Source organism: Cupriavidus sp. R6-3, assembly GCF_059772245.1.
Window position 1 is genome coordinate 1 of record NZ_JCBAJO010000144.1, and the last position, 12,623, is coordinate 12,623.

At 69.0% G+C, this 12,623-nt stretch carries 13 protein-coding genes; 8 read left to right on the plus strand and 5 right to left on the minus strand.

Features of this window, described 5'->3' with window-relative positions; translation table 11 throughout:
- The coding region (locus tag AC6EI8_RS18565; RefSeq protein ID WP_498382569.1) for a BMP family ABC transporter substrate-binding protein at positions 1-980 on the plus strand (980 nt) is incomplete at its 5' end.
- A 301-nt stretch (positions 981-1,281) separates the two neighbouring features.
- Positions 1,282-1,575: a YkvA family protein gene (locus AC6EI8_RS18570; RefSeq protein WP_149317935.1), complete on the plus strand. Its 294-nt coding sequence runs from the start codon at positions 1,282-1,284 to the stop codon at positions 1,573-1,575.
- 178 nt (positions 1,576-1,753) lie between these two features.
- On the opposite strand, the gene AC6EI8_RS18575 is transcribed toward AC6EI8_RS18570, so the two are convergent.
- The 4 genes from AC6EI8_RS18575 to AC6EI8_RS18590 all read right to left on the minus strand — a co-directional run bounded on the left by AC6EI8_RS18575 (position 1,754) and on the right by AC6EI8_RS18590 (position 5,035).
- Positions 1,754-2,728, minus strand: coding sequence for a quinone oxidoreductase family protein (locus AC6EI8_RS18575; protein WP_149317934.1), 975 nt, complete (start codon positions 2,726-2,728; stop codon positions 1,754-1,756).
- Positions 2,729-2,794: 66 nt separating this feature from the next.
- Entirely contained in the window at positions 2,795-3,211 is a 417-nt protein-coding gene (locus tag AC6EI8_RS18580; RefSeq protein WP_149317933.1) for a methylglyoxal synthase, read from the minus strand.
- Positions 3,212-3,219: 8 nt separating this feature from the next.
- Entirely contained in the window at positions 3,220-4,008 is a 789-nt protein-coding gene (locus tag AC6EI8_RS18585) for an SDR family oxidoreductase (RefSeq protein WP_149317932.1), read from the minus strand.
- Between the two features lie 85 nt (positions 4,009-4,093).
- Complete coding sequence (locus AC6EI8_RS18590; protein WP_149317931.1) at positions 4,094-5,035, minus strand: DMT family transporter; 942 nt, start codon at positions 5,033-5,035, stop codon at positions 4,094-4,096.
- Between the two features lie 346 nt (positions 5,036-5,381).
- Here AC6EI8_RS18590 and upp point away from each other — a divergent pair, with 346 nt between their 5' ends.
- Entirely contained in the window at positions 5,382-6,032 is a 651-nt protein-coding gene (gene upp / locus AC6EI8_RS18595; protein WP_149317930.1) for a uracil phosphoribosyltransferase, read from the plus strand.
- 58 nt (positions 6,033-6,090) lie between these two features.
- Here upp and AC6EI8_RS18600 read toward each other — a convergent pair whose 3' ends face one another.
- A complete protein-coding gene (locus tag AC6EI8_RS18600; RefSeq protein ID WP_498382571.1) occupies positions 6,091-7,650 on the minus strand; it encodes a helicase HerA-like C-terminal domain-containing protein in 1,560 nt (519 codons plus the stop codon).
- Between the two features lie 349 nt (positions 7,651-7,999).
- Here AC6EI8_RS18600 and AC6EI8_RS18605 point away from each other — a divergent pair, with 349 nt between their 5' ends.
- The 5 genes from AC6EI8_RS18605 to rsfS form a co-directional block, all read left to right on the plus strand.
- Positions 8,000-8,725, plus strand: a complete 726-nt coding sequence (locus tag AC6EI8_RS18605; protein ID WP_149317928.1) for a YebC/PmpR family DNA-binding transcriptional regulator — start codon at positions 8,000-8,002, stop codon at positions 8,723-8,725.
- A 95-nt stretch (positions 8,726-8,820) separates the two neighbouring features.
- Positions 8,821-10,089 carry a phosphoribosylamine--glycine ligase gene (gene purD / locus AC6EI8_RS18610; RefSeq protein ID WP_498382572.1) on the plus strand — a complete coding sequence of 423 codons (1,269 nt, stop codon included), beginning with the start codon at positions 8,821-8,823 and terminating at the stop codon, positions 10,087-10,089.
- A 238-nt stretch (positions 10,090-10,327) separates the two neighbouring features.
- Positions 10,328-11,239: an oxygen-dependent coproporphyrinogen oxidase gene (hemF, locus tag AC6EI8_RS18615; protein WP_150084133.1), complete on the plus strand. Its 912-nt coding sequence runs from the start codon at positions 10,328-10,330 to the stop codon at positions 11,237-11,239.
- A gap of 9 nt (positions 11,240-11,248) precedes the next feature.
- The gene (locus tag AC6EI8_RS18620) at positions 11,249-11,983 is read left to right on the plus strand and encodes a nicotinate-nucleotide adenylyltransferase (RefSeq protein ID WP_498382573.1); all 735 of its coding nucleotides are present in this window, start codon (positions 11,249-11,251) and stop codon (positions 11,981-11,983) included.
- Positions 11,984-12,083: 100 nt separating this feature from the next.
- A partial coding sequence (gene rsfS / locus AC6EI8_RS18625) for a ribosome silencing factor (RefSeq protein WP_498382574.1) occupies positions 12,084-12,623 on the plus strand: 540 nt, incomplete at its 3' end.

A 12,623-nucleotide genomic window follows, 5' to 3' on the forward strand; every position in this document is an offset into this window, starting at 1 on the left:
ATATCGGACCGGTCGGCGACGCCGGCTGGACCTATGCGCACGACCGCGGCCGCAAGGCGGTCGAGGAGAAGTTCGGCGACAAGGTCAAGACCACCTACGTCGAGAACGTGCCCGAGTCGGCCGCCGACGCCGAGCGCGTGTTCCGCGACCTGGCCAGCCAGGGCAACAAGCTGATCTTCGGCACGACCTTCGGCTACATGGAGTCGATGCTGAAGGTCGCCCGCGAATTCCCGGACGTCCGCTTCGAGCACGCGACCGGCTTCAAGACCGCCGAGAATCTCGCCCAGTACGACGTGCGCACCTACGAGGGCGCGTACCTCGCCGGCGTGGTCGCGGGCAAGATGAGCAAGACCGGCAAGATGGGCGTGGTCGCCTCGGTGCCGATCCCCGAGGTGATCCGCAACATCGACTCGTTCGCGCTCGGCGCGCGCAGCGTCAATCCGAACGCGACCGTCAAGGTGGTCTGGGTCAACAAGTGGTTCGATCCGGGCAAGGAGCGCGAGGCCGCGACCACGCTGATCGGCCAGGGCGTCGACATGCTGATGCAGAACACCGACTCGGCCGCCGTGGTGCAGACCGCGCAGGAAAAGGGCGTGCACGCGTTCGGCTGGGACAGCGACATGAGCAAGTTCGGTCCCAAGGCCCATCTGGCGGCGTCGGTGATCTCGTGGGGCGTCTACTACAACAAGGTGGTCGGCGACGTGCTCGGCGGCCAGTGGACCAATGGCACCACCTGGTGGGGCCTGAAGGAAAACATGATCGACCTGACCGGCTTCAACGCCGACGTGCCCGAGGACGTCAAGGCGCTGGTCGCCGAGCGCCGCCGCGGCATCATCGAGGGCAGCTCGCCGATCTGGAAGGGCCCGATCAAGGACAACACCGGCAAGGAGCAGCTCGCCGAAGGCCAGGTGGCCGACGACAAGTTCCTGCACGGCATCAAGTTCTACGTCGAGGGTGTGGAGGGGCAGATTCCGGGTTGATGGCGATCGACAGCGCTGGCCGTCGTAGTTCTCCCTCGTAGTTCTCCCCTCTCCCGCCAAGGCGGGAGAGGGGTCGGGGGAGAGGGCGAACTGCGCTGGCACACGCTGGCGCGGCTCGCATGACGACCTGCCTTTCCCTCTCCCCCAGCCCCTCTCCCGCGCGCGGGAGAAGGGAGCAAACCCTCCCCTGCCTTCACCACATCGCCGCGGGGAACTTGAACCCCGCCCGATCGGCCCAAGCTATCCTGTTGTCGTGCCGCGCATTTCCAGCCGCGGGTGCACAGTGTGAAGGAGGCCTCTCATGTGGAAACGATTCTCGGCGCTTTGGACGCTCGCGCGGCGCGATGGGCGCCTGCTCTGGCATGCGCTGCGGCACCCCGACGCGCCAGGCTGGCTCAAGCCGGCGGTGATCGGCGTGGTGCTGTACGCGCTGTCGCCGATCGACCTGATCCCCGACGTGGTGGCGGGACTGGGCATCGTCGACGACCTGGTGCTGATCCCCCTGGCGGTTCACCTGATCCTCAAGCGCCTGCCGCCGCATATCCTGCGGCAAGCGCAGATGCGGTCGGCAGCGACCACGGTCCGGCCGCGCTGAGCACGCGATAAGAGCAAAAGAAGCAGCAAGAGAAAAGGGCGCCACTGGCGCCCTTTCTCGTTGCGGCCCGAATGCGGCCCGAATGCGGCCCGAATGCGGCCCGAATGCGGCCCCACTGCGGCCCGACTGCGACCCCTACTGCGGCCTGATTGCCGCCTGATCGCCGCCTGCCGCGCGCTTACGGAATCAGCACGGTCGACCCGGTGGTCTTGCGCGCTTCCAGTTCGCGATGCGCCTGCGCGACCTCGGACAGCGGATAGCGCTGGCGCACCTCGATCTTGACCTTGCCGCTGCGCACGATGTCGAACAGCTCGGCCGCCATCGGCTCGAGCAGGTCGCGCTGCGTGACATAGGTCATGATGGTCGGCCGCGTCAGCTTCAGCGAGCCCTTGGCGCCCAGCACCGAGATATCGACCGGCGGCACCGGGCCCGAGGCATTGCCGAAGCTGACCATGGTGCCGCGCGGCGCCAGGCAGTCCAGCGAATCGTTGAAGGTGTCCTTGCCGATCGAGTCGTAGACCACCGCGACGCCCTTGCCGCCGGTGATCTCCTTGACGCGGTCGAGGAAGGACTCGCGCGTGTAGACGATGGTGTGGTCGCAGCCGTGCGCCCGCGCCAGCGCGGCCTTGTCGTCGTTGCCGACCGTGCCGATCACGGTGGCGCCCAGCGCCTTCAGCCATTGCGAGGCGATCAGGCCGATGCCGCCGGCGGCGGCGTGCAGCAGCACGGTGTCGCCCGGCTGCACGCGGTAGGTGTCGCGCACCAGGTATTGCACCGTCATGCCCTGCAGCATCATCGCCGCGGCCTGCTCGAACGAGATGTCGTCCGGCAGCCTGACGACGATGTCGGCCGGCATCACGCGCACCTGCGCATAGGCGCCGGTCGGACGGCCGGCATAGGCGACGCGATCGCCCACGCTCAAGTGCGTCACGCCCGGCCCGACCGCCTCGACCACGCCGGCGCCTTCCATGCCGATCCCGCCCGGCAGCGGCTGCTTGTACAGCCCGGTGCGGAAATAGACGTCGATGTAGTTCAGGCCGACCGCCTCCTGCCGGATACGGATCTCGCCCGGGCCGGGCTCGCCGACCTCGACGTCGACCCACTGCATCACTTCAGGACCGCCGTTCTCGAAGATGCGGATGGCTTTGCTCATGGTTCGGTTCTCCTTGGGGATGATCGGATGGAAGCGCCGCGGGGTCCCGGCGACGCCGCGCCCGGCTCAGCCGGCCGGAGCCTCGGTGCGGCGCCGCATTTCGGCGATCAGCATGTCGGCGGTCGCCACATTGGTCGCGCACGGCACGTCGTGCACGTCGCAGGCGCGCACCAGCGCATTGATATCGGGTTCGTGCGGCTGCGGCGTCATCGGGTCGCGCAGGAAGATCACCGCGGCGACCCGGCCCTCGGCCAGCTGCGCGCCGATCTGCAGGTCGCCGCCCCACGGGCCGGACAGCATGCGCGTGACCTGCAGTCCCACCTCGTCGATCAGCCGGCCGCCGGTGGTGCCGGTGGCCAGCAGCTCGCAGTGCACGAGGAAGTCGCGGTGGCGGCGGGCGAAGGCGACGATGTCGTCCTTCTTGCGGTCGTGCGCGATCAGCGCGATGCGCGGGGGAACCGCGGCGACAGGGGTGGTCGTCATGCGCGCGCTCAGAAGGTGCCGGGGTAGGCGCCGCCATCCAGCAGGATGTTCTGCGCGGTGATGTACGCGGCCTGCTTGCTGCACAGGAAGGCGCAGGTGGCGCCGAACTCGGCCGGATCGCCGAAGCGGCGCGACGGATTCTGCGCGGCGCGGCGCTGGGCGACCTCGTCGACCGTCAGGTTGGCCTTCTTCGCCGCGCCTTCCATGGTCTTGTACAGGCGGTCGGTATTGAACGGCCCCGGCAGCAGGTTGTTGATGGTCACGCCGTGCTGCGCGACCTCGCGCGCCACGCCGGCGACGAAGCCGGTCAGGCCCGAGCGCGCGCCGTTGGACAGGCCCAGCACGTCGATCGGCGCCTTGACCGCGCCGCTGGTGATATTGATGATGCGGCCCCACTTGCGCGCGATCATGCCGTCGACGGTGGCCTTGATCAGTTCGATCGGCGTCAGCATGTTGGCGTCCAGCGCGGCGATCCAGTCCTCGCGGTTCCAGTCGCGGAAGTTGCCCGGCGGCGGGCCGCCCGCGTTGTTGACCAGGATGTCGAGGTCGCCGAGCTTGGCCGCGGCGTCGAGCGCCTGCCGGCGGCCTTCCGGCGTGGTGATGTCGGTCGCCACCGCGATCACGCGGCGGCCATGGCGCGCGCGCAGGTCGGCGGCGGCCTTGTCCAGCGCCTCGGCGCCGCGCGCCACGATCACCACGTCGACGCCCTCGGCGGCCAGCGCATCGGCGCACGCAAAGCCCAGTCCCTTGCTGGCGCCGCACACCAGCGCATGCTTGCCTCGCAGTCCGAAATCCATGCTCCCTTCTCCTTGATTCGCTAATTGTCCAAGCTTGTTCGAGCGCGCGCCGTTGCGTGGCTCACGCGCTCGCCGTCACGTCGATTCAGCCGCGCGCGGTCTTGCCGCGCGACAGCAGATAGATGCCGCCCATCACCAGCGCGCTGCCCGCCAGCTGCACCACGGTGATCGGCTCGCCCAGCAGCCAGAAGCCGAGGAACAGCGTCGACACCGGGCCGATCATGCCGGCCTGCGAGGCCATCGGCGCGCCGATGCGCGCCACCGCCATCATCGTCAGCGACACCGGCAGCACGGTGCAGAACACCGCGTTGATCACCGACAGCCACATCACCGGCGCCGGCTGCAGCAGCTCGCCCCACGGGCGCCCCAGCACCAGATATTGCACCACGCAGCAGGCGGTGGACACGCACATCGCATAGGCGACCAGCCGCAGCGAGCCGATGCGCGCCACCAGCTCGCCGCTGGCGATCAGATAGACCGCGTAGCTGAGCGCGCTGCCCAGCACCAGCGCGGCGCCGAGCCACACCTGGCTGCCGCTGACGTCGAGATCGTGGGCCAGCACCAGCACGATGCCGGCATAGGCCAGCAGCAGCGAGATCCATTGCTGGCGGCTGATATGACGCTTGAAGCCGAAGGCGGTGGCCAGCACGACGAAGGACGGCGTCAGGAACAGGATCAGCCGCTCCAGCCCCGCGGTGATGTACTGCAGGCCGAGGAAATCGAGAAAGCTCGACAGGTAGTAGCCGATGAAGCCGAGCATCAGCACGCGGCCGCGATCGGCCCACGACAGCGGCGGCAGCCGCATCGACTGCCACCAGCCGATCGCCATGAACAGCGGCACCGCGAACAGCATGCGCAGCGTGATCACCATCACCGCGTCGACGTTGTAGCGGTACATCAGCTTGGCGACGATGGCCTTGCCGGAGAACAGCACCGCGCCGATGGCGGCGACGGCAAGCCCGGTGCGCTGCCGCGCGCCGGCGGAGGCGCCGGCGGGGCTGGCGAGGGATTTCTGGGAAGCGGGCACGGGTATGGTGCAAACGGCCTGTCCGCGCGCGGTCGCCGACAGGCGGGCGCGGCAAGGCTGACGTCGGGAAATTTTGTTTGGCATTGCCGCCCGACAATGCCGCCGGACAGACGCGAGGATTGTATGTCAAAAGGCGCAAAGGCATCGGACGGGGCTTCGTCGCCGCCCCTCAGGCGGGCCCCGGCGTCCGATGGTTCGACCCGCAGCGTTTGTGGCGTTGCCAGGCACCGTGTCCCCGCTTTCGCGCGGACCGCGGGGACGACCCCGAGTCCATCCATTACAATCCGGCACCACCGGGGCGATCCCCCGGATTCCGCCCTGCCCTCACCGCCAGCCGCTACCCGCCATGAAGCAAGATCCGCGTTTCCCCAACCTGTTCATCCTCGACCACCCGCTGATCCAGCACAAGCTGTCGCACATGCGCGACCGCGACACGTCGACGCGGACCTTTCGCGAGCTGCTGCGCGAAATCACGCTGCTGATGGGTTACGAGATCACGCGCAGCCTGCCGCTGACCACGCGCCATATCGACACGCCGCTGGTCAGCATGGACGCGCCGGTGATCGCCGGCAAGAAGCTGACCATCGTGCCGGTGCTGCGCGCCGGCGTCGGCATGAGCGACGGCCTGGTCGAGCTGATCCCGTCGGCGCGGATCGGCCATATCGGCGTCTATCGCGACGAGCATCATCGTCCCGTCGAATACCTGGTGCGGCTGCCCGACCTGGAGGACCGCAGCTTCATCCTGTGCGATCCGATGGTCGCCACCGGCTATTCGGCGGCGCATGCGGTCGACGTGCTCAAGCGCCGCGGCGTCAAGGACGAGGCGATCACCTTCGTCGCGCTGGTGGCGGCGCCCGAGGGCGTCGAGGTCTTCCAGAAGGCCCACCCGCACGTGAAGCTCTACGTGGCCTCGCTCGACAGCCATCTGGACGAACACGCCTACATCGTGCCGGGCCTGGGGGATGCGGGCGACCGGCTGTTCGGCACCAAGAACTGATGCGGGGGCGGGGGCGGGGGCGGGGGCCGATGCCGGGGCCGGCCCCCGCCGCCGCGCCTTAGCGGCGCTTGCGCCCCGACCCCAGCAGGCTGCCCAGCACACCGCGGATCAGCTCGCGGCCGACCTGCGAGCCGACCGTGCGGGCGGCCGACTTGGCCATCGACTCGAGGATCGAATCGCCGCGGCCGCTCTTGCCGGTGCCGCGCGTCAGGCCGCCGAACAGATCGCCGGCCTCGTCGAGCCAGCCGCGTTCGCCGGCCTGCTGCGGCGCGGGCTGGCCTGCGCCCTGCCCGCCGTTCTGCGCACCGTTCTGTCCCTGCCCGGCCTGCGCATCCGCCTCCTGCGCGGCCCTGCCCTTGAGCCGCTCGTAGGCCGATTCCCGATCGACGGCCTTCTCGTAGGTGCCCGCCACCAGCGACGAGGCCAGCAGCTGCTTGCGCTCGGCCTCGTCGATCGGGCCGATGCGGCTGCCCGGCGCCAGCACCCACGCGCGCTGCGTGATGCCGGGCGTGCCCTTGGCGTCGAGCAGCGAGATCAGCGCCTCGCCCACCGCCAGCTCGCCGATCGCCTTCTCGACGTCCAGCTCGGGATTGGCGCGCATCGTGGTGGCAGCCACCTTGACCGCCTTCTGGTCGCGCGGCGTGAACGCGCGCAGCGCATGCTGGACGCGGTTGCCCAGCTGCCCCAGCACGGTGTCCGGAATATCGATCGGATTCTGCGTGACGAAGTACACGCCGACGCCCTTGGAACGGATCAGCCGCACCACCTGCTCGATCTTCTCGAGCAAGGCCTTGGGTGCGTCGTTGAACAGCAGGTGGGCCTCGTCGAAGAAGAACACCAGCTTGGGCTTGTCGAGGTCGCCGGCCTCGGGCAGCTTCTCGAACAGCTCCGACAGCAGCCACAGCAGGAAGGTCGCGTACAGCCGCGGCGCGTGCAGCAGCTTGTCGGCGGCCAGGATATTGACCATGCCCAGACCCTTGTCGGTCTGCATGAAGTCGTCCAGGTTCAGCATCGGCTCGCCGAAGAACACGTCGGCGCCCTGCGATTCGAGCGCGACCAGGCCGCGCTGGATCGCGCCGATCGACGCGGCCGAGATATTGCCGTACTCGGTGGTGAACTGCGAGGCGTTGTCGCCGACGTACTGCAGCATCGCGCGCAGGTCCTTGGCGTCGAGCAGCAGCAGGCCATTGGCATCGGCGATGCGGAACACCAGGTTCAGCACGCCCTGCTGGGTGTCGTTGAGCTCGAGCATGCGCGACAGCAGCAGCGGGCCCATGTCGGACACGGTGGCGCGCACCGGATGGCCCTTCTCGCCGAACACGTCCCACAGCGTGGTCGGGCACGCGCCCCAGACCGGCTCGGGCAGGCCCAGGTCGGCCAGCCGCCTGGCGAGCTTGTCGGACAGCTGGCCGGGCTGCGAGATGCCGGTCAGGTCGCCCTTGACGTCGGCCATGAAGACCGGCACGCCGAGCCGCGAGAAGCCCTGCGCCAGCGTTTGCAGCGTCACGGTCTTGCCGGTGCCGGTGGCGCCGGTGATCAGCCCGTGGCGATTGCCCATCTGTGGCAGCAGGGCCAGTTCTTGCTGGGCGTTCTTGGCGATAACGATGGGGTCGGCCATGCTGGGGCTCCGGTGAATAAGGACGCGATGACGAGGCGATGATGAAGCGATGGTGCCGGGATAGTGCGGCGATGGTGCGGTGCCACGAAGCCCGCCCGGCCCGGCGCGGCAAGGGCCGGGCCGGCGGTCTGGCGCGCAGGGCCGCGTGATAAAATCCCGGGCTGATTATATCCAGCAGTGATTGCCAGCAGTCATGGCCTGCCGCTGATGATTCCATCACCGGCGCGTGCATCGCAACAGGCCGCGTGGGCGCGCTCAAGCGCCCGCCGGTCCGGCCGCCAGCCTTCGGCCATGCTGCCCTTGCCGCGCTGCACGCGCCTCGCGTACCTGTTCCGCCTCGGAGAGAAACATGGCCGGTCATTCCAAATGGGCCAATATCAAGCATAAGAAAGCCGCAGCCGACGCCAAGCGCGGCAAGATCTGGACCCGCCTGATCAAGGAAATCACCGTCGCCGCCAAGCTCGGCGGCGCCGATGCCGATTCGAATCCGCGCCTGCGCCTGGCCGTGGACAAGGCCATGGACGCCAACATGCCCAAGGACAACATCCAGCGCGCGATCCAGCGCGGCGTGGGCGGTCTGGAAGGCGCCAGCTACGAGGAAATCCGCTACGAGGGCTACGGCCTGTCGGGCGCCGCGATCATCGTGGATTGCCTGACCGACAACCGCACCCGTACCGTCGCCGAAGTGCGCCACGCCTTCTCGAAGCACGGCGGCAACATGGGCACCGAGGGATCGGTGGCCTTCATGTTCACGCACTGCGGCCAGTTCCTGTTCGCGCCGGGCACGCCCGAGGACAAGCTGATGGAGGCCGCGCTCGAGGCCGGTGCCGACGACGTCGTCACCCACGAGGACGGCTCGATCGAGGTCACCTGCCCGCCCAACGATTTCGGCACCGTCAAGACGGCGCTGGAAGCGGCCGGCTTCAAGGCCGAGGTCGCCGACGTCGTGATGAAGCCGCAGAACGAGGTCAGCTTCACCGGCGACGACGCCGTCAAGATGCAGAAGCTGCTCGACGCGCTGGAAAACCTCGACGACGTGCAGGAAGTCTTCACCAACGCAGTGATCGAGGACTGAGCCGGCGCTTCCGCCCCCTCCCCTCTCCCCGGCGGCCGTCGCGACATCGATGCAGCGGCCGCCCTCCCCAAAGCTTTATCTTCTGGCAGTGGATCATGAAAGTATTGGTTGTCGGCTCGGGCGGACGTGAACACGCGCTGGCCTGGAAACTGGCCCAGTCGCCCAAGGTGCAGGTCGTCTACGTGGCGCCGGGCAACGGTGGCACGGCGCTGGACAAGCGGCTGCAGAACGTCCCGGTGACCGACCCGGTGGCGCTGGCGGTCTTCGCCCGCCAGGAGAACGTGCATTTCACCGTGGTCGGTCCCGAGGCGCCGCTGGCGGCCGGCATCGTCGACGTGTTCCGCGCGCAGGGCCTGCGCATCTTCGGCCCGAGCAAGGCGGCCGCGCAGCTGGAGTCGTCGAAGGACTTCGCCAAGGCCTTCATGCACCGGCACCAGATCCCGACCGCCGCCTACCAGACCTTCGCCGACGCCGGCCAGGCGCACGCCTATATCGACGCGCAGGGCGCGCCGATCGTGATCAAGGCCGACGGCCTGGCCGCGGGCAAGGGCGTGGTGGTCGCCACCACGCTGGAAGAGGCGCACGCCGCGGTCGACATGATGCTGGCGGACAACAAGCTCGGCGATGCCGGCGCGCGCGTCGTCATCGAGGAATTCCTGGAGGGCGAGGAAGCCAGCTTCATCGTGATGGTCGACGGCGCCAACGTGCTGGCGCTGGCCACCAGCCAGGACCACAAGCGCCTGCTCGACGGCGACGCCGGCCCCAATACCGGCGGCATGGGCGCCTATTCGCCGGCGCCGGTGGTCACGCCCGCGCTGCATGCGCGCGTGCTGCGCGAGATCATCATGCCGACCGTGCGCGGCATGGAGAAGGACGGCATTCCGTACACCGGCTTCCTGTACGCCGGCCTGATGATCGACCGCGACGGCAATCCGAAGACGCTGGAATTCAACTGCCGCATGGGCGATCCCGAGACCCAGCCGATCATGGCGCGTCTGAAGACGGACCTGTTCGACGTGATGGAGCACGCGGTCAACGGCCGGCTCGACGCGGTCGAGCTCGACTGGGACCGCCGCACCGCGCTGGGCGTGGTGATGGCCGCGCACGGCTATCCGGACGCACCGCGCAAGGGCGACCTGATCACCGGCATTCCGGCCGAGACCGACGACAGCGTGACCTTCCACGCCGGCACCACGCTGGCCGACGGCAAGCTGCTGACCAATGGCGGCCGCGTGCTGTGCGTGGTGGGCCTGGCCGATACCGTCAAGGCGGCGCAGCGCGCGGCCTATGCGGCGGCCCAGCAGATCCACTTCGACGGCATGCAGTACCGCTCGGATATCGGGTATCGCGCGATCAAGCGCTGAGGTCCCTGTCCCTTGGGCCGGCTCCGCCTTGTTCTCCCTCTCCCCCTTCACGGGGGGAGGGCCGGGGACAGGGAGTGGTCTCAAACCACGTCGGCGATAGCGATGCCCTTGCCCCCTCCCCCGCCCCTCTCCCGCAGGCGGGAGAGGGGAGAAATGCCCTGAGGCTGTCCTGACGCTCCCCCGCGTGCCGGCCCCGCCGCACCATGACGGGGCAGCGGCTACAATCCTGACCATGCTCATGATCGATTCCCAGGCAGTCCGCGCCTATCTGCTGGATCTGCAAGACCGCATCACGGATGCCGTCGCCGCCATCGACGGACAGCCGTTCGCCACCGATGCCTGGGAAAAGCCGCCCACCGAGCGCCTGCGCGGCAGCGGCCGCACCCGCATCCTGGAAGGCGGCGCGGTGATGGAGCGGGCCGGCGTCGGCTTCTCGCACGTGCGCGGCGACGCGCTGCCGCCCTCGGCCAGCGCCAACCGGCCCGAACTGGCCGGACGCGGCTTCGAGGCGATGGGGGTCTCGCTGGTGTTCCATCCGCGCAATCCCTACGTGCCCACGGTCCATATGAACGTGCGCTGCTTCCTGGCGGTCAAGGAAGGCGCCGAGCCCGTCTGGTGGTTCGGCGGCGGCATGGACCTGACGCCCTACTACGGCAATGCCGACGACTGCCGGCATTTCCACACCACCTGCAAGCGCGCGCTCGATCCGTTCGGCGCCGAGCTGTATCCGCGCTTCAAGCGCTGGTGCGACGAGTATTTCTTCCTGAAGCATCGCGGCGAGGCGCGCGGCGTCGGCGGCGTGTTCTTCGACGACTTCTCCGCGCTCGGCTTCGACGACAGCTTCGCGATGATGCGCGCGGTCGGCGACGGCTTCCTCGACGCCTACCTGCCGATCCTGCAGGCGCGCAAGGACACCCCTTACGGCCCGCGCGAGCGCGACTTCCAGGCCTATCGCCGCGGCCGCTATGTCGAATTCAACCTGGTGTTCGACCGCGGCACGCTGTTCGGCCTGCAATCGGGCGGCCGCACCGAATCGATCCTGATGTCGATGCCGCCGCAGGCCGCCTGGCGCTACGACTGGCAGCCCGAGCCGGGCAGCGCCGAAGCGGCGCTGTACACGGATTTCCTGCCGGCGCGCGACTGGGTCTGAACCTCACCGATGAACATCACTGCCCCCGCCGCCAGCGCGCCGAACCGGCCTGCCCGGGCCGACGATCCGGATCCCGCCCGGCACGGCCGCCCCTGGCGCCTCGGCATCCTCGGCGGCACCTTCGATCCGCCCCATGTCGGCCACCTCGCGCTGGCGCGGCTGTGCATCGGCCATCTGGAACTCGACGAGCTGCTGTGGATCCCTACCGGCCAGTCGTGGCAGAAAGGCAACGACGTGACGCCGGCCGCCGACCGGCTGGCGATGACCGAGCTGGCCGCCGCGGCGCTGGCCGACGCGCCGGCGCGGGTCCACGCCAGCCGCATGGAGGTCGATCGTGCCGGCCCGAGCTACACCATCGACACGGTGCGCCAGCTGCGCGAGCAATACGGCCCGGAAGCCTCGCTGGCCTGGCTGATGGGCGCCGACCAGTTGCTGCGCCTGCACACCTGGCATGGCTGGGAGGATCTGCTCGACTACGTCCATCTGTGCGTCGCGACCCGGCCCGGCTTCGCGCTGGACCGGCTCGACGGCCCGGTGCGCGACGCGCTGGCCCAACGCCGCGCCGACGCGCACCTGATACAATCCACGCCCTCCGGCCGGATGTGGATCGACCAGACGCTCGCCGTCGACCTCTCCTCCACCGCCCTGCGCCAGCGCCTCGCCGCCGGCCAGCGCGCGGATGACCAACTCCCCCCGGGCGTGGCACACTACATCGCCACCCACGGACTCTATCGCCAGGACTGAGCAGGACCGTGGGACCGGGCCGGCCGTTAGCGCTGGCTCGGGACGCGGCCACGGCCACCGATCCCTCGCTGACAAAATACAAGGGCACCACCAAGGCACCATGGATATTCGCAAACTGCAACGCGCCATCGTCGATGGCCTCGAGGACGTCAAGGCACAGGACATCAAGGTGTTCGACACCACGCACCTGACCGAACTGTTCGACCGCGTGGTGATCGCCAGCGGCACCTCGAACCGGCAGACCAAGGCGCTGGCCGCCTCGGTACGCGACACCGTCAAGGAAGCCGGCGGCCACATCGTCGCGGTGGAAGGCATGGAAACCGGCGAATGGGTGCTGGTCGACTGCGGCGACGCGGTGGTGCATATCCTGCAGCCGCAACTGCGCCAGTACTACAACCTGGAAGAGATCTGGGGCGACAAGCCGGTGCGGATCAAGCTCGGCAGCACGGCCAGGGGGCTGATCAAGGCCAGCGAGCCGATGGACGACGAGGACGCCGAAGACGCAGGCCAAAAGGCGCCGCGCGCCCGCGCCACGCGCCGCGCCGTCGGCGAACGCCCGGCACTGGCCCGGTTGCCCGAAGGCATGAAGGAGCCGTCGCCGCCGATGGGTCACGAGGACACCGATCCGGACGCGATCGCC

Bases quoted from the DNA above. Each gene is read 5' to 3' on its own strand.
- AC6EI8_RS18570 (WP_149317935.1), top strand. From the start codon at position 1,282: ATGTGGAAACGATTCTCGGCGCTTTGGACGCTCGCGCGGCGCGATGGG.
- AC6EI8_RS18575 (WP_149317934.1), bottom strand. From the start codon at position 2,728: ATGAGCAAAGCCATCCGCATCTTCGAGAACGGCGGTCCTGAAGTGATG.
- AC6EI8_RS18580 (WP_149317933.1), bottom strand. From the start codon at position 3,211: ATGACGACCACCCCTGTCGCCGCGGTTCCCCCGCGCATCGCGCTGATC.
- AC6EI8_RS18585 (WP_149317932.1), bottom strand. From the start codon at position 4,008: ATGGATTTCGGACTGCGAGGCAAGCATGCGCTGGTGTGCGGCGCCAGC.
- upp (WP_149317930.1), top strand. From the start codon at position 5,382: ATGAAGCAAGATCCGCGTTTCCCCAACCTGTTCATCCTCGACCACCCG.
- AC6EI8_RS18600 (WP_498382571.1), bottom strand. From the start codon at position 7,650: ATGGCCGACCCCATCGTTATCGCCAAGAACGCCCAGCAAGAACTGGCC.
- AC6EI8_RS18605 (WP_149317928.1), top strand. From the start codon at position 8,000: ATGGCCGGTCATTCCAAATGGGCCAATATCAAGCATAAGAAAGCCGCA.
- purD (WP_498382572.1), top strand. From the start codon at position 8,821: ATGAAAGTATTGGTTGTCGGCTCGGGCGGACGTGAACACGCGCTGGCC.
- hemF (WP_150084133.1), top strand. From the start codon at position 10,328: ATGATCGATTCCCAGGCAGTCCGCGCCTATCTGCTGGATCTGCAAGAC.
- AC6EI8_RS18620 (WP_498382573.1), top strand. From the start codon at position 11,249: ATGAACATCACTGCCCCCGCCGCCAGCGCGCCGAACCGGCCTGCCCGG.